Below are 17,590 nucleotides of genomic sequence, written 5' to 3' on the forward strand. Positions count from 1 at the left end.
AATTAAGCGCGTGAACTCAAATTTTTTTTTGCGTCCTCTGTCTGTTCTGCCAGGCGCTTAATAATATTTGCATTGATAAGTGCAAAATTAAAAATAATCTGTGATACGTCCGCCAATTCCGCGTTTGCTTCCTCAAAAGTAAACTGATTATCATAGATTTCTACAATCGCTTTTACCATGCGGTCTAAGTCGTCGTCTGTGTATGTCTGCTTTTCCGGTGTTACCAGGTCGTTATACACTTCCCTAAATGCCCGGTATTTCTTTCGCCCAATTTTCCCGCTTTCGTATTCTTTACCGCCTATCGTAATCACATTTGTTTTTAAGCTTTTTGCTACTTCTTCTGCCTGGATATTGGTTTTATTCATAATTTCCGCATTGATAAGCGAAAAATTAAGAATAATGCTGCTGATTTCGTCTAAGCCGTCGTTTGCTTCCTCAAAAGTAAATTGATTTCCGAACACCTGTACAATCGCTTCTACCATGCAGTCTAAGTCGTCGTCGCTAAATGTCTGTGCAGTTTTTTCTTTTCCTAACAGGCTTTCGTATACTTCCGCAAATTTTTTATATTTTTCTCTTGTGATTTTTCCGCTTTCGTATTCCTTGCCGTTTAAGCTGATTTTCATAATATACCCTTTCTGTAAAGGGTGTCAGAATCTGACACCCTCACCTTTTATTAGTGTCCTGTTTCGCCTGCTACTTTCGGTACTTCCTTATACTCCTGGACTTCGCTAAACCATGCAGCGATAGCTTCTTTTGCTGTCGTGTGTTCTTCCAGTAAGTTACTTTCGTCCACGATAAGGGCGTAAAGCTTCTTTTTTTCTCCCTCGATAGTATCTTCTTTCTTTCTGGCGTAGAAAGTGAAGGTAATCTTAATTGTTTGGGCTGTCTTTTTGTCCTTAACCGTTTCGTATGTAACGTCCGGGTGTTCCGCTTTTCCACAATAGTACCAGCTAAATTCGTACTTGCCGTTCCCCTGTTTTGCCCGGAAGCCTAACGCTACTTCTTTTGCCTTATCCCCTTCCGCTTTTGCCAGGAAGCCGTATTTATAAAGAGTATCAAACAGTAACGCATAGTCTCCCGGCGTTAATCTGTTTACCTCTAATTCGATTTCTGTTTTTTCGTATGTCTCTACGGTGTCTTCTACCTCGTCGTCGCTATATGTATATTCGACGCTAAAGGTATCTTTTACCGTTGCGGCGATTGCCTTAGCAAGTCTTACGGGCGGTTCTGCCGCGTATACGTCTTCGTCGTTCGTTGTAACTGCTGCTACGCAAATGTCCTTTAAACCTACCAGGCGGCTTCTGACAATAGTTTCTTTATTTTCCTTTACTGCTGCCATATTTTAATTATCTCCTTCCACATTCATAGAAAAGTAAAAGCGCGCTGCTTTATGATAAATTCCGGTTTCTACTTCGTACTGGTCGTTTCCGGTAAAATAGGTAAAGCCCGCCTTTTTCAGCAGCTTCTTAACCTTCTTTTTCAGCTTAAAGCAGTCTTCTTTACTCCATATATCAACCTGTATGTAGTATTCTTCGTTTTCGTTTGTGTCTTCACTAAAATCTATATCTTCATCACTCATAAAATAAAATGTTATGTGTGTATCGTTTATATTCTGGTTATACCAGCCTTCTTCCGTGTGTACCCCTGTTATCCCTATCACTTCCGCTATAAACGCGGTTAAGTCCAGGTCTTCACTGTTGGGGTATTCCGCCAGAACTCTATTAAGCTGTTCTTTTTCTTCTTCGCTCAAAAGTGCCATGCTTATTCCCCCAGCTTTTCCTTTAATGTCTTTTCGTATTCTTCTTCTGCAATTTCCTTTAGCGCCTGGTATGTTGGTCTAGCTGCGTCTAACATGAAATGTTTAGGCTTGTGCATGGTCGTACCCCATTCATGGAATTTCATATAAAAGAACGGGGAAGTATCGCCCCTGTCCCAGCCCACCAGTTCGCCGTAGTTCCCGCTTTGCGTCGTTCCCTTCTTCGGTACATTGTCCGCCGCGTGTTGCCCTGTTCTGCTGCCTTTTCTGCCGGATTTCATAGGGTTACTGCTGTATGCTTTCTTCCGTATCTGTCCTTCCGCTTCCTGTAAGCCGATTTCGCCAGCACGTTTTATGATTTTCTTGTTTAGTGCCTTTAGTTCTGATTCCGTAGAAAGTCTTTCTATTTCCTTCTGCATTTCATTCAGCCCTAAAAACTCCATTGAAATATCAAAACTCATACTATTTCCTGTGCCTTTATCACGATTTTTCTACGGTTATACTTTCCGTAGTCTGCCGCGATAATGTTAAACACCCTTTCGCCCCATTTAACCCGGTATTCCTTTGTATTTAATGCTTCCAGTTTTAAGCAAAACCTGGTTTCAAAATTCACTACGTTTTCTAATTTTGCTTCCAGGGCGCTATATAACTCTTTTCCGTACAGGCTCTTTACATCACACCAGCACTTATAATAGTCTTCCCAGCTTTCCACTGGTCTTCCTTTTTCTACTGTCTTTTTACGCTTTTGAATTACTAAATACATAATCACGCCCCCACATTCGCCAGCTTGTCTAATATGGTTTTTGTGATATTATCGGTTTTCGTGTTACTTCCTACCGTAGTAGAACGCACTTCGTACATATCGCTTACGATTCTCTTCAAAAGAAGGGCGGCGATTCTCCGCCCTTTTTCGTATTCTTCGTCGTTTTCATAGTTCGCCTTATCCTTATATCCAGTACCTACGCAACCATCTATATAGGCTTCAGCTGTCAAAATAAGCCCGCTTATTTCCTCGTCGTCTTCGTCGTAGCCTACCCTTAAATAATTCTTCGCCTGTTCAAGCGTTAATAATTCTGCTGCCATTTCCTACCCCTTCCGGGACGCATTAGGCAGCCGGGGTAAATTCTACCTTGAAGTCTGCCCTTTCGTCCAACTTCTCACAGTCAAAGCGTTCCTGTACCTTAAGTGCTGTTTCGTCAGATTCAAAGAATACAGACTTATCTGTAGACACTGTGTAGCCCTTTCTTTCAAAGAACTTAACCAGCGCATACAGGTTAACTACATAAAATACTACCTTTCCGGTCGCGCTTGCTGTTACCGCTTCGTCGCTCAAAGTGATAAGCTGGCGATTCTGGAAGTAGTCTTTACCGTTTACGGTCTTTACTAAATCCAGGTTTCTACCGTTCTTATCTTCCTGGGACTGCAAATATACATAACCTGTAAGGTTTGTGATAACTACAGTCTTTGCGCGAAGTGTCGGTAATACGCCGTCGATTACCTTTTTAACCCCGCGCCAGTCGGTAACACCTGTAGATTTGTCTACAGCGTTTGCTTCGACAATCTGTAAGATTTCGTCGTTTTCGCTGTTAACGCCAGCTTCCGCAAAATCCGGCTTAATAACATCCTGGATGATATTAACAGCTTCGTCTTCCTGTAAGTCGTTTGCAATCGGAACTAACGCACCGTAGTTCTCGATATTGTAGTTAATATCCTCTGTATTCGCTGCTTCTCCGGTTAATTTTGTCCCAGATTTGTACTTAGTAAGCTTTTTGCCGCCAATCTTTGCAAAAGGCATTTTTCCATGGTTTGAAGTTGCGCGTACAATGTGGCAATGTTCCTTAAGGCTGGGGAAGCCCTCACGCAATACCTGGATGTCATTAACGAACTGCTCCGGCAGAATCGCGGCGTTGTTGTCAATGGTTACGGCTGCTCTTTCCTCGTCCGTAAGTGCTTCTTTGCCCTTAAGAGCAAATTTAACGGCTGCTCTCAACTCGCTTACTGCGGAAGCTGTACGCTTTTCTTCTTTCTTATGCTTCTGTCCTCTTAATTCCTCTTTTTCCTCGTCGTCTTCTGCTTCTCTTACAGCAAGCAAGCGCTGTAATTTTCTTTTTTCCTCTAACGCCGCTTCTGCCTTATCCGCGTCGCGGCTTTCCAGGTAGCCGTTAATCTCCTCTGTTTTCTTTCCGATTAACTCTCTGATTTCCTGTACTGTCATTTCTTAAAACTCCTTTTCATTTTCTTCCCTAAGCTGCATAAGCCGGGCTTCAATTTTTAATTTTTCTAATCTCTTTTCTTCTTTTGCTTCTTCTTTTACCTTCTCAAAGCTTCTACAGCTAATTTCTGAACTGTCATAAGCTGGGAATGTGCAAGGGCTTACTTCCAGCAGCACCGCTTTTACTACGCTTCTTTTGTAAATTTCTTCGCCTTCATGTACTACTTTACTCCACCTGTCTTCCTGGCAGATAAAGCCGAAGCTGCTACCGTCTACATCCCCGCGCTGTACGCTCTCTTTTACGTCATTTCCCCAGGTATTGTTAGGTAAATCAATGTCATACGCTAACCCTGTGGTATCTGCCGTATTGAAGCGCAAAGTATCGGTTTTTGTGCTTCCTAACGGTCTGCTTGTGTCGTGATTCCATAAGGCTTTTATCTCTTTCCCCACTTCTTTACAGCTATTTAAGCTTTCGTCGAAGCAGCCCGCCGCGATTTCCTCTAAATATTTGTCGCCCCAGCGGTCTACTATCAAAACAGGGGTATTGTATTTAACTGCATATCCGCCGATTGTCCGGCTGTCTTCTCCCTCTGCTGCCGTTCTTACTTCCAGGGCGATTCCCTGGCACTTCCGGCAGTAATTACGAATTTCCGGGCTTTCTCCTTCCGTTCCTCTATTCGTTGGCATTGCTCCCGCTCCCTTCTTCTTTTTTGCCTATGTCTTTTAGCTTCAAAACTCCGGCGTTTACTATTAGTTCGTCCCCGTCCGGCAGCTTTTGACGCTGTAGCTCTAGCCTGGCTTCGTTCGGGGTGTAGATTCCATTAGAAACATAAGCACAAAGTATCTTTTGCTGTGTTTCTGCCGAAGTCCTCAAAATCACGTTCGTATTAAAACGCGCTTTGTAGCCCTTGTCCCGTTTCTCTTTCGTTAATGCGCTCCATGTAGTTTCCTGTTCTATGGATTCAAACAGTATTAACAGTGTGTCAATTAAAAAGCTTAATTGCTGTTGTTCCAGGGAATTATTATTGGTGTCCTTAAGGTCGTTAAGCTGGTGCATTTTGATACCAAAAAGCGCCGCTATCTGGCTTATAGACATTCTTCTAATCTGTTCATACTGCGCGTCCGCCAGTGACAAATTGATAGGCTGCACACTAAAACCCGCCGGAACTGTAAAAATTCGTTTTCCTTTGCTGTAAAGCCGCCCGAATTTCTCTTGTGTCTTCCTCAGCTCTTTTTCGTCCTTAATATCAGACGTAAGCTGTACTACCAGTTTATTAGTAAGCCCGTTATCATACAGCGTATTAAGGTAATTCTGCGCCTTTATCTGCCCTTCTATCGTGCCTTTCACAATTTCCCTAATCGGCTTTGTGTTGATTCCGTCCATTGTAAAACCCTTGAATATAAGCAAGTCTTCATAAAAGCCGGAATCTGTAAAGCTGCTGCCTACAATCCTGTAATCTACTAAAACTTTGTGCCTAAGCTTCGATTTTAATAGCCCTGCGTCGTCTATCGTGATTCCTTCCACCGTACACGGGTACAGTGCTTCTATTTCTCCGTTTTTTCCGTACTGCTTCGCAATCGCGCTAATGCCTTCGTGCTGCCTGGTAGCTTCTACCGCTTTCCACATGTCAATAGCTGTCATGTATGGGTTAGGACGAAGGCTTAACAGTTCGTTCAATCTTTCTTCTGTTGCCCTTCTTATTCCGTTTTCTGTGTCTTGCACCAGGTAAAGCGGCGTTTTTGCTACCGCTTCCGATAGCTGCTTAATACATGTAAAGTACGTTGCTTCTCTCATAGCTGCCGCTGGCTGCTCTGAATCTATCCCGAACACCTTTAGAAATAGCTTTTCTTCATCCGTAAGCGTTATGCTATCGGTCGCTTCTTCCCTCTTTTCTAAAAAATCTAAAAACATTACTTCTTACCACTCCTAACCAGCATAACCGCCGCTACCAGCATTTCGCCGCTTAGTAGATATAATCCAGCGTGTTTGCTTATGTCATACGTTACTGCAAAAGCAATAACCAGGGCTATCACTAATAGCGCGTCTGCGACTATTAACCTTTTATTTTTTATCTGTTTTATTTTCTTAAGCATTTTCTACCTTCTTTACATAGCGTCCAGGTATTCAACCGGGTTATAATGTTCAATACCGTTTTCTTCGATACACAATAGCAAGCCCATAAGCATAGCTATAATGCCGTCTATCTTAAATTTCGATTTCTTCTTACTGTACTTCACGCCTAACATTTCGTCGTAAACCGCTATACAGTTCTTAGCCATGAACCGGAAGCACTCATTTTCTGCTATGATGATTCTTTCATCTACTAACAGGTTTTCAAAATCATTTATAACCTGTGTCATGGTCTTCGTTCCTTGTCCTAACGGTATTACTTCCCAGCGGTCTTCCAGCCTGTTAATAATCGTCTGGCTTCCCCACTGGTCGAAGCCTATTTGTTCTATCCTGTACGTTTCGTCCAGTTCCGTAGCATGGTCTAAAAACCTATCGAAGTTTATGTATTTTCCGTCAAGCGCTATTAAATCGCCTTTCTTTATCCAGTATTCATAGGGGTTATTATCCTTATGCTGTCTGTATGCTACGGTTTCTTTCGGTGTGTACAGATACGGAACGACTATAAAGCGCCCCGTAGTTTCTTCGTAGAATACCAGGACAAAGCCCGTAATATCGTTCTTGCTGGATAAATCCAGCCCGCCCCAGCACTTCCAGCCTTTTAGGTCTTCTGTATCTACCTTTTTCGTGCATGTGTCCCATAAATCCATATTGATAGCGCCTTTTTCATGGTCTAACGCTACATGCTGATTTAGGAACATTCTTCTAAACATGTTTTCCTGTAATGGCATTAACCTAATGCGCTTTGCGTAGTTCGCCAGGTCTTCCAGTTTTCTAAATACCCCTAATGCCGGGTTTGATTTATACCACTGCATTTCGTCCTCTACATTGCAATCTTTGTCCGCTTCGTATATCCGATAATAAAAGCTTGGGTCGTTTACTTCTCCGGCTTCTATCTTTTTCGCCATTGTGTAAAGCTGCATTTCCGGGTTTGCCGGGTCTTCCCCGCTGGAAGCTGTCGTAATTGTCATTATTAACGGTTCGTCCCATGCACCTTGTCCGGTTCTAAGCTTTCCGTACATTTCGTCGTTTTTTGCCTGGTGTATCTCGTCCAGGACTGCCACATAGTCGTTAAAACTGTCCGCATTATCCGCGTCAGAAGACAGTACCATAAGTTTATTGCCGTTGTCCTTCCGCACAATGGTTTTTGTACTGCTCGTTATCTTGCAGTACCGCCTTAAGGTCTTATTTGTCTTTATGAAATGTTCTACAGTTGCGTATAATTCCCCCGCCTGTTTCGTCGTATTTGCTGTTAAAATAAAAAGCGCGCCGAAGATATGCCGTTGACAGAAGAACAAATACACTACAATGATTGCCGCTAAGAATGATTTACCATTTTTTCGCGGTATGTTTATATGTGCTTCTCTATGTTTTCGCTTGCCGTCGCTCCTTCTCTTTACGCAAAGAATTTCGGTTATAATCTCAAACTGAAATTCTAGTAATTCAAATTGTCGGCTTGCGCCCCTGTCATTAGTCAACTTCGACACGAACTTAAATACTTTCGTTGCTTCTTCAACGTCGTAATAATATTCTTCGCTGTCCCACTTCTTTTGTAACTTTTCCAACCAGGAAGCTAATAGCAGTTCCTTTTTAATCATGCGCTACCATTCCGTCTAATTCCGGGTCTATGCCGCTCTCCGAAGCGTTCCCGGCTTCCTTCATCCGCTGCCGCGCCGCCGGGGTTAACCCCAATTCCTTAGCCCATGCCCTTAATTCTGTTTGCGCTTTGTTTGCTATGCTTACTTCTGGTCGTTGCTGCTCGTAGCCGTTGTCCCCAACAAGCATACTGTAGCCCTTTTCGTCTATAATCTGTTCGCACCGTTGCCACTTTGCATAATTGATACAATAGGCTTCCAGTGCCTTTAAGTCTTTGTCTGTAAAATCTTTTCCTTCTTCCGCTAAAATCTTGGCTACTCTGCGCCATTCCTTTTTAGCGGTATCATTTAACCACTTCGGGCATGGTTTAGGCTTATTTTTTTCTTTTTCATTTTCTTCTTTTGCCATGCTTCCACCTCATGCACTCCCCCCTATAGTAAAAATTGCCGTTTTTTTTCAAGCAAAGTTGAACTCGGGACTTTCATTTTGTGTTTTTAAGTTTTTATATCCCCCCTGTCAGAACGAACTCCCTATAGAACTGTTCTAACATTTCGTATAAAATCTTTTGCATTTTCTTCTTTGCCTTATAGCTGCGGTCATACTCCTTATGTATGCGCCTATGGTTCGCTTCGCTTAGTCCTATCACGTTCGCCGCGTCCAGTCTTCTAGCCCAGGCTTCCGTTATCTCTTGTATGTGGTGGTAATTCTCCGCGTCTATAATTCTTCCAGTCGTATAGTATTCGTAAATGTCTATGCCTAGCTGTGCTGCTGCCTGGGCGGCTCTGAACTGCTCCCAGGCTTTGCTATTATAAAACTGCTGCCGCCTTGCTTCCTGTTCGTCCTTCATGCGGCGCTGCTTATATTCTCTGTACTTCTTCCGGTCTGTTTCCCTGTGCTTATCACAGTACTTAACCCCGGCTTCTACTACCTTGTGGCAGCCTGGATAACTGCATAACTTCTTTATCATGTGCCGCCCTTCTTTCTATCAGCGCTGCCCTGGATTTCATGCAGCGCCTGGAGGTTTAGGACAAACAAAAAAGAAGAACCAGGCAAAGGGGTCGTTACCTCTGCCTAATTCTTCTTGTGTTTGTGCCTTAATATTACCATAAAGTTTTTATAGTTTCAATCACTTTTATTCTATTTTTCTATATAGTTTTATGAGTTTATGGCACGAAAAAGGCTACCAGCCGAAGCCGATAGCCTATATATTACAGTGCCAGCTTATATAACACCAACTGATTAAGGCTTACGCCTTCTTCCTCTGCCTGGATTGCTAACCGCTGGTGTAATGATTTCGGAAGTCTTACATTAAACTTCCCGCTATAGTTCTCTGTTTTCTCCGGTACGGGTATCGGTAAGTTATTCTCTAACTTAACCTCTAAATATCCTTCCATAGCTTCGTTAAGATTCTCATATAATTCTTCCATGGTATCACCCGTACTCTGGCAGCCGTCCAGTTCTAAGATTCTGCCGTAAAAATAATGCCCGCTTTCGTCGTTCATTTCTTTTACAATTCTTGTATAAGGCAGCTTCATATAATCCTTTGCTTCCATTCTGTCCTACTCCTTTCCATTACTCTTTTATATTATATCCAGGTTAGGGGATTTACTCCCCTATCCTGTTAAGTATGTCTACTATGTACGCCTTCTTTAATGGGCTTTCCTGTTTGATTGTGGTAAGGTCGCCTGTCTCTTTGTTCAAGTACTGTTTGTGGCTTCCTTTCTGTCTTACTCCTTCGTAGCCGTAAGCCTTTAGTACTTTGTCAGCTTCTTCGGGGCGTATTCCGTTCGGCTGTCTTTTCATTTTTTCAATTATCTTTTCTACGCTTGGCACTTGGTTTATCTCCTTTCTGATATTATAGTACCACATTTAGTACTATAAGTCAATTCTTTTTTGCATGTTTTTTATACTTTCTTCTGGTACAAAGTCCATGCAATCGCCGCCAGTTATTAGACTTGTCCGTATTTGCTGCTGCCAACTGCTGCCGCTTCCGGCTTCGTTCTAATTGTTTCTTTCTGTCTCTTATGGACTGCTGCCGTAGGCGTTTCTTTACCTGTTCGTTCCCCATAGCTGCCGCCATTCTTTTATAAAACTCTGAAAAGCTGTTTACAATCTGTCTTCCCGCTTCCTGTATTGCTTTCGCTATGCGTCCGAACGCTTCTACTACTGCGTTCCATTCTTCCGGCGTTCCCTTCCATTCTTTCGGTACTTCTGTCATTACTTCCCCTTTCCTTCTATCACTGTAAGGTTTATCGGCTCTATCATATCTTCCAGCAGTACATAATATGGCTTTTTGTTTCCTGGCGCTGCTTTCAGATTCACATAGGGGAAGTGTACGAAGTACGCCAGTATTTCCATATCCGGGATATTCCGAACTTCTTTAACCGTTCCAATCTTCCCCAGGATATGCTTAATATGCTTCTGCTTAACGCCCACTTCCTTAAGCCTGGCTTCTGTACATGTTACCCGTACTTTCTGCCCTTTTCTTATCTCCATTTCCTTTTACCCCTTTATGTGTTATTACATATCCGCTATCTGTTTCTATCGCTTCTTTGCTGCATAGAAACGGCTTATTCTGTAAATCGTCTACTATTTTCTTGACATCCTTTATATCCATTTTTAAATCCAGCTTTCTACTACGCTTTTATGGTCTTCCTTGTTTCTTGCAAAAGGCAGCATAGCCGGGAAGCGCCTTGTAATGTCTTCCCGGATTTCTTCTACCGTGTTCCTTGTAATGATAATATTCGTCGGCGCTGTCCCTTCAAATAACCGAGCTACGCATTTGTCCGGGTAATCATCCGGGCGATTGAATACGCATATAATAGGCTGCTTTAATTCGCTTGTGTCTACATCTGCAAAGCTTTTAACTTCTGTTGTTTTCATTCTCTCCGCCCTTTCTTGCTGCCAGTTCACAGTTAATAACGATTTCCTGTAAATTGTAAAAATCATCTTCACTTATGTATTCCCTTAAGTTGAATAAATCCGCTGTAAGAATTGCTGTAGCTTCCGGTATATCTACCGCTTCGTCGTCTGCTGCCGCCTGGTCTTCATCTGCTCCCGTTTCCGGTTTATTCATTGCACCCGCAAGCCCTTGTTTTTCCTGGCTTTGCGGTTCTTTCGTAGTGTCAGATTCTGACACCTTTTTAGACGTTTTCTTAATTGTGTTTTTCAGTGTTTCCACTACTCCAAAATATCCGGCTTCTAGCATAGCTTCCAGCAGTTCCATTAAATCATAGTCCCTAAGATAGTCTGTATACTGCCTATCGTCTCTTTCCAGGTGGAAGCCCAGATTATCGAAGTACACTGTATAGCCTTCGCCTTCATGTTTGAAGCTAAAGCTTGTCTTCCCCGGTGTATATTTGCCGTCTTCGTAGCAAAGCTTCTTTCTGTAGTTCTCAATGATATTTAACAGGGCGTTAATTCCTCTGCTGCCTTTGTAGGATTCTATGAAGTCCTTACTAAACGCCCCGGAATGAAGGATAGCGGTAATATAGCAGCTATACGGAAGCCCTCTGGGCGTATAATCTGGATTCAATACGCCGCCAATTTTAAAATGTGCTGTATCGGTCTTTATACTACGCCCGCCTGTTACTTCCGGGTAATCATCTAAGTCCTGCTGCCCGCTTATCTGTTTTTCCGGTGTCTTTTCCTCTGCCGGGTACAGTTCGTTAACCATTTGTACAAATCGCGTCCAGGTTATTTCCTCTGCCCCGTCAAGCCTTACGCCCCTTATACTACAATCATAATCTACGCCGCCGCCATTTCCGCCCGCGTGGCTTCTTCCCAGGTGTTCTATACATGCTTCCTTAAGCTTGCTTCTGTCCCCGTCGTACCGCTTCGCGTGTGCTTCGTAGAATTTCTTTACGGCTGCTGGTGTCGGCTCTTTTTTCTTCTTTTCTTCCTCTACCATTTTCTTAACTTCGCCGCTTAACATTTCCCCGGATTCAATTACTTCTTTCTGCTTATCCTCTGAAAGCCTGGAAGTTTCGTAAGCCGTGGTAAAATTCATTTTGCCATTCTTAAAGGCTTCCTTTCCTTCCTCGCACAAATTATTAGTAATACTTTCCATTTGTGCCGCTTTTCCGGTCGATACGCCTACAGCGCTTGCTATGTAATCGCGCATTTTGCCCTCTATCTGTACTTCCCCGGATTCCTTCGCCGCAATCAGATACTTCTTAAACTCTGCTACCCCTTCCGTTAACTCCCAATCGCTTAAGCGTCTGCTAAAGATATTCGCGCTATGCAGCGTAAGCATAAACATAGCTTCGGACATTTCCTTTATTTTGCAGTCAATCAGCTTAAAGCTGTCGTGTCCACGTTCGATATTAAGGACTGCTGCCGCCGTTCTTCTGTGTCCTACTATAATTCTGTCCTGTCCCGCTACCCGTCCTACTATAACTTCCTGTAGCTGCCCCACCAGTAACATATTGTCCGCCAGTTCCTCTATATCTTCCTGGGCGTACTTATTATGCTCGCTGGGAATCAGTGTACGCGGGTCTAACTTTATCTTCCGGTATTCCTCTGTAAATATAATGCCCTGGCGGCTGTTCTGGTTCAGTCTGTCGCCTACTCCTAATCTACCCATTGTTTACCCTTCCTTTCTTGTTAATCTTATATATTCTGCTGCCAGGCTCTTATAGTCCCTTGTCGCCGCGCTCCTGGGTGTTGTCTCTATAAGGCTCTTTCGCTTCTCATACGTCCAGTCTACAACCTTCTTACTGTAGCGAATATGTGTATTAAAGGTGCTGTACTCGCTTTTCTGTAAGGCTTCTTCGCCCTTCACTACGCTTATGTCGTTCGTAAACATAGTAACCAGGCATTTAACCAGAGATAAGCCGGGGTTATACGGTCTAATTTCCTCTATAACCTCTGTCAGTTCTTCCATTCCGTCTAAGGCGTTCTTATCTGCCTTAATCGGTATAATAACGTCGTCTGCTGCTGCCAGGGCGTTAAGTACATTGATTCCGACACCAGGCGGGCAGTCAATTAAACAATAGTCGTACTGTTCTTCCACCTGGTCTAATACATCCTTCAATCTTACAATCTGGTTCGCTTCCTGGTCTAACATAAGGTCTACTGCTGCCGCGTCCATATTCATATTAGCCGGGATAATGTCAAGCCCTACGCGTCCACTGCTGCGTATTACGTCTTCTGCCATTGTATCTGTATCGCGTAAGACGTTTTCCATGCTCTTATAATCATAACTATGTACCCCGAAGAACTTACTTACGTTCGCCTGTATATCGTTATCCACCAGCAAAACCCGGTATTTATAGACTGTTGCCATAATCAAAGCCAGGTTTATAGCTGTCGTGCTTTTTCCTACTCCGCCTTTCAAGTTAACTATTGCTGCTGTCCTCATATTCCTAAACCGTCCTTTCCCTTAATATGGTTCGATTCCCAAAATACAGTAACCCGGTTCGATTCCTGGGTACTTATCTAAGAAATAAATGATATTTACCTTTTTTTCTCTCCCCGTAAGTACTCCTAAGTCTTTGTCGTACTCCCTTAGTACTATATCGTCGCCCGCCCTGTAGTCCCGGTCGTTCTTTCTTACTTCAAAAGACTTATAACCTTCTTCTACATCCTGGTAAAACTCTTTTTCGCATTTGATATAATGTGTTTTCGCGTCTTCCTCTGCTGCAATTCCAAAAAATAGCCAGCTATTCAGCCATTTTCCTACCTTTTCTGCTAATTCTCTTATTTTTCCCATTCCTAAACCGTCCTTTCTGCGGCAGCAGTCTTAATAAACGCTGCCGCTGTTGCATTGTTTACAGTTACCTTCGTGATATACTTTTTTCCTTGCCTTCGACCAAAGAAGTAGGCGCTTTATCTTTTGTTACTCTTTTCTTCCTAAGCAGCCCATATTATCGCAAGCCCTACAATCCGTCCCGCAAAATCCTATAAACCGCTTCGCATTTACCCGGTCTGTAAGTTTTGCCTTTTCTGCCGGGTATGTATCGCTTTTAATATCCAGGTTTTCGATAGTTCCGCACAGATACGCCTTAATTACTTCTATAGCAGCGTCTGAACCATACACTATAACAGCCTTTCCGCCGATTCTGTTAATTGTGTCGATAAAGGTAAGCTGTTCTTCTGTTGCTTTGTTACTCCCTACCTTTAATTCGATATACAGATTATTAAAACCGCCTGCTGCATACGGTAAGCATATATCGCATACACCCGGCTTCATTCCCTGGCGCTTTAGGTCTGCCCCGGCTCTTGTGCTTCGCTTTCCTTCGTTGGCTGCATGATACATTGCCTTAAGTACCGGGGTTTGTGACTGCTCCCAGCGCGCCCAATCAAAAACGGCGGCTTGTGCCTGGGCTTCGCTTTCCTTACGCTCCATACTCTAACACCCTTTCCGCTGCTCCCTCGGCTGCCTGGGCGGCTGCTTCTGCTGCCGTTTCCAGTTCCACGCTTAAGCATGTGCCTTTTGCGCTTAATATAATTGCCTTCTTCATACAGCCGTTATCACTGTAATTTCTACAGGTTTTCATACCGCACACTACGTTAGTACTGCTCATTGTCCTTATCCTTTCCCGTTATTTTCTCTGCCAGCATTAAAACATACAGCGGAAGAACCAAAAACCACACCGTACTAATTATCCATGCCGTTAACGAAGCTTTCCCGAATAACTCCGGTGTTCCCATTGGTCTGTAATACCCTTCTTCTTCGTCGTTCTTACGCACCGCCCACATGATTAGTGGCACCGATATAACCGCACATATGCAATAACCCACTAGGTACACCGTAACGGCGATAAGTAACACCTTATTCATGGTCTTTTACCGCTTCTTCCTGGGCTGCTGCCGTGTTATCCTTAAGCTGCTTCTTCGCTCTGCCCGGTGTTTCTGCTATGTACTGCCCTACGGCTTTCGTAATTTCTTCTACCGCTAAAGCTGTTAATGCTCCGTCTGCTTCGTATTTCTTTAATACCGCGTCTAAAGCCTGTCCCGCTAATGCGATACCGTTAACTAAGCCTTCTTCGTAGCCGTTGTCGTAGCTTCGGTCTGTTACCCTGGATAAGTACCCGTCTAACTCCTGGCGGCTCATTCTCTTAATGCGTCTTGCTGTCTCTCTGTCGATTCCTAAAGTTTTTCCCATTCTAATTCCGTTTCCTTCCATGTCTGATTGATTCTTACGAACGTATAAGTAAAGAACGTGTAGCCTGTCTTTTCGTGTATACCTTCCCTAACGCTGTCGCCGTCCAGGTAATACGATTTTTCCAGCTTCTTAGGCAGTTTGGCTATTCTGTTGTACCAGCCCTTATCCTTTATCGGTTCTTTTCTTAAGATTGTCGGTTTTCTTAGGTTCTTAGAACTATTCCAGCGCTTGCCCTGTAAAGCGTCCGGGTCTTTTAACATGCCGTCGCTTTGCTTTATCAGATACGACGCTAATTTAGCATACTGCCCGGATTCATCCAGGGGGTTAAAATGTGTCCGCCCTCTACCCTTCCAGGCTTTCGTTATTGCCCGCTGGCTTACTTCGTCTGGTGTATTTATAACTAAGTGATGATGTAACGCTCCCTTCTTACCGATTTCCATAACATGTATATACTTAAATACCAGTCCCAGGGATTTATACAGCTTCCGCATTTCCTTTAAGAAGTCGTCCGCGTCTGCTCTCATTTCCTTCTTTCCGTCTGGACGTTCACTAAGCTTATAATCTAATACTAAGTGTGTGTCCCCTTCCTGGAAGTTCTCGTTTATCAATCTCCTTAGTTTTTTCTCTGCTGCTCTTTTGTTTACTTCTCTCTGTTCATCTGTTGTAAGCTGCTTCCTCTTTCCCCGCTTCACTCCCTTCTTGTTAAATCTGCTGCTATAATACTTTGATACCTCTATGGTATTTCCAGCCTTCACTACCTCTATGATGTACGGCATATACTAACCCACCCTATCGTTAATACTTTTATCAAGCCATAAAAGGGGCGGAAACCCCTTGAAAAATAAGCTTTTTCGTTGACTTCCGCCGTACATTTTGGTATACTTATTTATGTGAGTAAGTACAATATGTACGGCAAAGCCGCTAGATTATTTCCCGATAGTCTAGCGGCTGTTTTATTGTCTTTTTTGGCTTTCTTCGGGTGTGCGTATTTTCTGCCGTTAAGCAGTTTCTTCTTTCTTCTGTGCTTCGTATTTGTTTACGGACAGTTCGTAGCACATTCTAGGCTCTTTTCCCCTGTCCCCTAAGTCTTTTATATATTCGCGGCTCTGTAAGCGCCCTACGGCTTCGATACAGTCCCCTACATGCAGCTTTTCTGTTGCCCTGGTGGCTGTGCCGTTCCACATGATAGACGGTATATAATCGCTTAACTGGCTTCCGTCCTCTCTATGTACTGCTAATAATAGGTCTGCAATCAGCAGCCCGCGCGGTGTCTCTCTAATCGGTACTTCCTTACATACAAACCCGGTAATAACTACCTGGTTCGTGATTCCCTTGTAATCGTCGTCTTCCTGGATAGAAAACGCCCTTACGGAAATATCCAGCTTGTCCTTAATGTTCCTGGTTCTGATTTCTCCGGTAATAAGAAGCTGCGCGCCTACTACTTCCCCTTTTTCGTCAATGTCTGCCAGGGCGTTATAGGCTGCTGTATCTTCTTCTACTACAATGGGTAAAATATCAATAATTCCGCTTTCCCGCTGCACTGCAATATTAAACTTGTAGTACTCCGTTCCTTTTTTGTCTACGCTTGCCTGTTGTGGGTAGTCCAGGACTTCCCCGTACAGTGAAATAAAATTGTTCATGCTCTCCTACTCCTTTTCCTTCTCTTTCCAGTAATATTCCTTTGTTTCTCCGCCGCTTTTAATGGTAATCGTTCCCCATGCGTCGCCGTTTCCGGTAATCTCTGCGCTTTTCTGTACTGCTGCCGCCTGGGCTTCCTGTACTTTTATGCTGCTTTCCGTCAGTGCTGCCACTGTAAAAAGGACAAGGGCTACCACTGCTATAACTGCTGCCAGGCGCTTATTTTCCTTCCGGTTCGCTCCCATACATCCCAAAAGAGAACATACGGTAATTGCTGCTAAGAAAATTTTTAAAAACATCTTTAATACTCCTTCCACTTTTCTCTAAACTTTTCCAAGCGCTTATTAAAAGCTTCCTGGTTATGCTCCCGCCCTGGCTGCTCCGGCTTCGGTGTTCCTGGGCGCTTTCTAAGTTCCGGTCGTTCTGCTGCCGTAAGCACAATCGTATTATTTGTGTAAAAATCTACTAAGTGCTGCTGCCCGCATACCTCACAGGTGTTAACTACATTGTCTTTCAGATTCAGCAAGCGGCTGTTACACTTAAGGCAGTTCCGCGCCTTCTTATTCCCCTTGCTGGCAATTCTCTTTAATATCAACTTTTCTTCGTCCCTTCTTCTGTGTCTCTTTTTGCTAATACCATTTTGGTAGCGATATAAAGTGCCTTCTGTGTTACTTCGTCCAACCCTTCAAGAAGTAAGTTAGCTTCTTCGGCTCTTGCCTTTTTGTGTTCCATGTTCTCAACCACTGCCGCTGTCATATTAACAGCCCCCTTTCTTCCTTCTGTTCGCTGCCAGGCAGCCCCGGAACAATCGTTCTATCGTTTCTTCCTGGCTGCTCAAGCCTACCTTCTGCCCGGTATACGGTACACATGAAATAACCTTAGATTCTGCCGTAGTACAGTTTCTGCGGGCTTCGTTCTCATTTCGCGCCGGGACTAACCGGGTCTGCCTTCTGCCTAATGTTTCTACTTCTACTACAAATTTCTTCACTGTTTTTCACTCCTACTTTTTATGTAATTTTCTACCGCTTCCGTCGCCCGCTTATAACATTCCGTTTCGCTTTCCTCTTTTATTTTGCAAATACTACGGGTTTTCTGTTCTCCCCGGTATTCCCAGATTTCTATTAAGCCGTCGTCGTATAAGCTAAAGCGGCT

General features: G+C 43.6%; 31 protein-coding genes. All 31 read right to left on the minus strand.

Going from position 1 to position 17,590, the window contains the following annotated elements; genetic code table 11:
- Positions 1-2: 2 nt before the first annotated feature.
- Positions 3-623, minus strand: a complete 621-nt coding sequence (gene gpG / locus DXB15_RS07620) for a phage tail assembly chaperone G (RefSeq protein ID WP_118702519.1) — start codon at positions 621-623, stop codon at positions 3-5.
- A 50-nt stretch (positions 624-673) separates the two neighbouring features.
- Positions 674-1,339, minus strand: coding sequence for a major tail protein (locus DXB15_RS07625; RefSeq protein ID WP_118702520.1), 666 nt, complete (start codon positions 1,337-1,339; stop codon positions 674-676).
- 3 nt (positions 1,340-1,342) lie between these two features.
- On the minus strand, positions 1,343-1,759 hold the full coding sequence (locus DXB15_RS07630) for a hypothetical protein (RefSeq protein ID WP_118702521.1): 417 nt from the start codon (positions 1,757-1,759) through the stop codon (positions 1,343-1,345).
- Positions 1,760-1,761: 2 nt separating this feature from the next.
- Positions 1,762-2,217 carry an HK97-gp10 family putative phage morphogenesis protein gene (locus tag DXB15_RS07635; protein ID WP_118109505.1) on the minus strand — a complete coding sequence of 152 codons (456 nt, stop codon included), beginning with the start codon at positions 2,215-2,217 and terminating at the stop codon, positions 1,762-1,764.
- Entirely contained in the window at positions 2,214-2,519 is a 306-nt protein-coding gene (locus DXB15_RS07640; RefSeq protein WP_118702522.1) for a phage head closure protein, read from the minus strand. The genes DXB15_RS07635 and DXB15_RS07640 overlap by 4 nt, the downstream gene beginning before the upstream one ends.
- Before the next feature lie 2 nt (positions 2,520-2,521).
- Positions 2,522-2,839 carry a head-tail connector protein gene (locus DXB15_RS07645; RefSeq protein WP_118702523.1) on the minus strand — a complete coding sequence of 106 codons (318 nt, stop codon included), beginning with the start codon at positions 2,837-2,839 and terminating at the stop codon, positions 2,522-2,524.
- 22 nt (positions 2,840-2,861) lie between these two features.
- Positions 2,862-3,971, minus strand: coding sequence for a phage major capsid protein (locus DXB15_RS07650; protein ID WP_118702524.1), 1,110 nt, complete (start codon positions 3,969-3,971; stop codon positions 2,862-2,864).
- A gap of 3 nt (positions 3,972-3,974) precedes the next feature.
- Positions 3,975-4,655, minus strand: a complete 681-nt coding sequence (locus tag DXB15_RS07655; RefSeq protein ID WP_118702525.1) for an HK97 family phage prohead protease — start codon at positions 4,653-4,655, stop codon at positions 3,975-3,977.
- A complete protein-coding gene (locus tag DXB15_RS07660) occupies positions 4,642-5,880 on the minus strand; it encodes a phage portal protein (protein ID WP_118702526.1) in 1,239 nt (412 codons plus the stop codon). The genes DXB15_RS07655 and DXB15_RS07660 overlap by 14 nt, the downstream gene beginning before the upstream one ends.
- A complete protein-coding gene (locus tag DXB15_RS07665; RefSeq protein WP_118702527.1) occupies positions 5,880-6,062 on the minus strand; it encodes a hypothetical protein in 183 nt (60 codons plus the stop codon). Before DXB15_RS07665 ends, DXB15_RS07660 begins: the two co-directional genes overlap by 1 nt.
- Positions 6,063-6,074: 12 nt before the next feature.
- Complete coding sequence (locus DXB15_RS07670) at positions 6,075-7,694, minus strand: terminase large subunit (protein ID WP_118702528.1); 1,620 nt, start codon at positions 7,692-7,694, stop codon at positions 6,075-6,077.
- Positions 7,687-8,100, minus strand: a complete 414-nt coding sequence (locus DXB15_RS07675) for a phage terminase small subunit P27 family (protein WP_118109490.1) — start codon at positions 8,098-8,100, stop codon at positions 7,687-7,689. Before DXB15_RS07675 ends, DXB15_RS07670 begins: the two co-directional genes overlap by 8 nt.
- Before the next feature lie 94 nt (positions 8,101-8,194).
- The gene (locus DXB15_RS07680; protein ID WP_118702529.1) at positions 8,195-8,659 is read right to left on the minus strand and encodes a hypothetical protein; all 465 of its coding nucleotides are present in this window, start codon (positions 8,657-8,659) and stop codon (positions 8,195-8,197) included.
- Between the two features lie 241 nt (positions 8,660-8,900).
- Positions 8,901-9,245: a type II toxin-antitoxin system HicB family antitoxin gene (locus DXB15_RS07685; RefSeq protein ID WP_118702530.1), complete on the minus strand. Its 345-nt coding sequence runs from the start codon at positions 9,243-9,245 to the stop codon at positions 8,901-8,903.
- A gap of 52 nt (positions 9,246-9,297) precedes the next feature.
- Positions 9,298-9,525, minus strand: coding sequence for a type II toxin-antitoxin system HicA family toxin (locus tag DXB15_RS07690; protein WP_118702531.1), 228 nt, complete (start codon positions 9,523-9,525; stop codon positions 9,298-9,300).
- 49 nt (positions 9,526-9,574) lie between these two features.
- Entirely contained in the window at positions 9,575-9,910 is a 336-nt protein-coding gene (locus DXB15_RS07695) for a hypothetical protein (protein WP_118702532.1), read from the minus strand.
- Positions 9,910-10,188 (minus strand): hypothetical protein, encoded by a 279-nt coding sequence (locus DXB15_RS07700; RefSeq protein ID WP_118702533.1) that lies wholly within the window; start codon positions 10,186-10,188, stop codon positions 9,910-9,912. The genes DXB15_RS07695 and DXB15_RS07700 overlap by 1 nt, the downstream gene beginning before the upstream one ends.
- A gap of 123 nt (positions 10,189-10,311) precedes the next feature.
- On the minus strand, positions 10,312-10,575 hold the full coding sequence (locus tag DXB15_RS07705; RefSeq protein WP_118510305.1) for a hypothetical protein: 264 nt from the start codon (positions 10,573-10,575) through the stop codon (positions 10,312-10,314).
- A complete protein-coding gene (locus DXB15_RS07710; protein WP_118702534.1) occupies positions 10,556-12,277 on the minus strand; it encodes a ParB/RepB/Spo0J family partition protein in 1,722 nt (573 codons plus the stop codon). The genes DXB15_RS07705 and DXB15_RS07710 overlap by 20 nt, the downstream gene beginning before the upstream one ends.
- A gap of 3 nt (positions 12,278-12,280) precedes the next feature.
- The gene (locus DXB15_RS07715) at positions 12,281-13,054 is read right to left on the minus strand and encodes a ParA family protein (RefSeq protein WP_118702535.1); all 774 of its coding nucleotides are present in this window, start codon (positions 13,052-13,054) and stop codon (positions 12,281-12,283) included.
- A 21-nt stretch (positions 13,055-13,075) separates the two neighbouring features.
- Entirely contained in the window at positions 13,076-13,405 is a 330-nt protein-coding gene (locus DXB15_RS07720; RefSeq protein ID WP_118702536.1) for a DUF3850 domain-containing protein, read from the minus strand.
- 126 nt (positions 13,406-13,531) lie between these two features.
- Positions 13,532-14,041, minus strand: coding sequence for a VRR-NUC domain-containing protein (locus DXB15_RS07725; protein WP_118702537.1), 510 nt, complete (start codon positions 14,039-14,041; stop codon positions 13,532-13,534).
- The gene (locus DXB15_RS07730) at positions 14,031-14,219 is read right to left on the minus strand and encodes a hypothetical protein (RefSeq protein WP_118702538.1); all 189 of its coding nucleotides are present in this window, start codon (positions 14,217-14,219) and stop codon (positions 14,031-14,033) included. Before DXB15_RS07730 ends, DXB15_RS07725 begins: the two co-directional genes overlap by 11 nt.
- On the minus strand, positions 14,206-14,406 hold the full coding sequence (locus tag DXB15_RS07735) for a hypothetical protein (protein ID WP_147404781.1): 201 nt from the start codon (positions 14,404-14,406) through the stop codon (positions 14,206-14,208). Before DXB15_RS07735 ends, DXB15_RS07730 begins: the two co-directional genes overlap by 14 nt.
- A 61-nt stretch (positions 14,407-14,467) precedes the next feature.
- Positions 14,468-14,800, minus strand: coding sequence for a hypothetical protein (locus DXB15_RS07740; RefSeq protein WP_118702540.1), 333 nt, complete (start codon positions 14,798-14,800; stop codon positions 14,468-14,470).
- A complete protein-coding gene (locus tag DXB15_RS07745; protein ID WP_118702541.1) occupies positions 14,785-15,576 on the minus strand; it encodes a rolling circle replication-associated protein in 792 nt (263 codons plus the stop codon). Before DXB15_RS07745 ends, DXB15_RS07740 begins: the two co-directional genes overlap by 16 nt.
- A 222-nt stretch (positions 15,577-15,798) precedes the next feature.
- Positions 15,799-16,440 carry a single-stranded DNA-binding protein gene (locus tag DXB15_RS07750; protein WP_118702542.1) on the minus strand — a complete coding sequence of 214 codons (642 nt, stop codon included), beginning with the start codon at positions 16,438-16,440 and terminating at the stop codon, positions 15,799-15,801.
- A gap of 6 nt (positions 16,441-16,446) precedes the next feature.
- Complete coding sequence (locus DXB15_RS07755; RefSeq protein ID WP_118538821.1) at positions 16,447-16,737, minus strand: hypothetical protein; 291 nt, start codon at positions 16,735-16,737, stop codon at positions 16,447-16,449.
- Positions 16,738-16,739: 2 nt separating this feature from the next.
- Positions 16,740-17,033 (minus strand): hypothetical protein, encoded by a 294-nt coding sequence (locus DXB15_RS07760; protein WP_118702543.1) that lies wholly within the window; start codon positions 17,031-17,033, stop codon positions 16,740-16,742.
- On the minus strand, positions 17,030-17,194 hold the full coding sequence (locus tag DXB15_RS16915) for a hypothetical protein (RefSeq protein WP_154314714.1): 165 nt from the start codon (positions 17,192-17,194) through the stop codon (positions 17,030-17,032). Before DXB15_RS16915 ends, DXB15_RS07760 begins: the two co-directional genes overlap by 4 nt.
- A 1-nt stretch (position 17,195) precedes the next feature.
- Positions 17,196-17,426, minus strand: coding sequence for a hypothetical protein (locus DXB15_RS07765; protein ID WP_118510285.1), 231 nt, complete (start codon positions 17,424-17,426; stop codon positions 17,196-17,198).
- Positions 17,427-17,590: the final 164 nt, after the last annotated feature.

Source organism: Roseburia sp. OM02-15, from assembly GCF_003481835.1.
Taxonomy (GTDB): domain Bacteria; phylum Bacillota; class Clostridia; order Lachnospirales; family Lachnospiraceae; genus Eubacterium_I; species Eubacterium_I ramulus_A.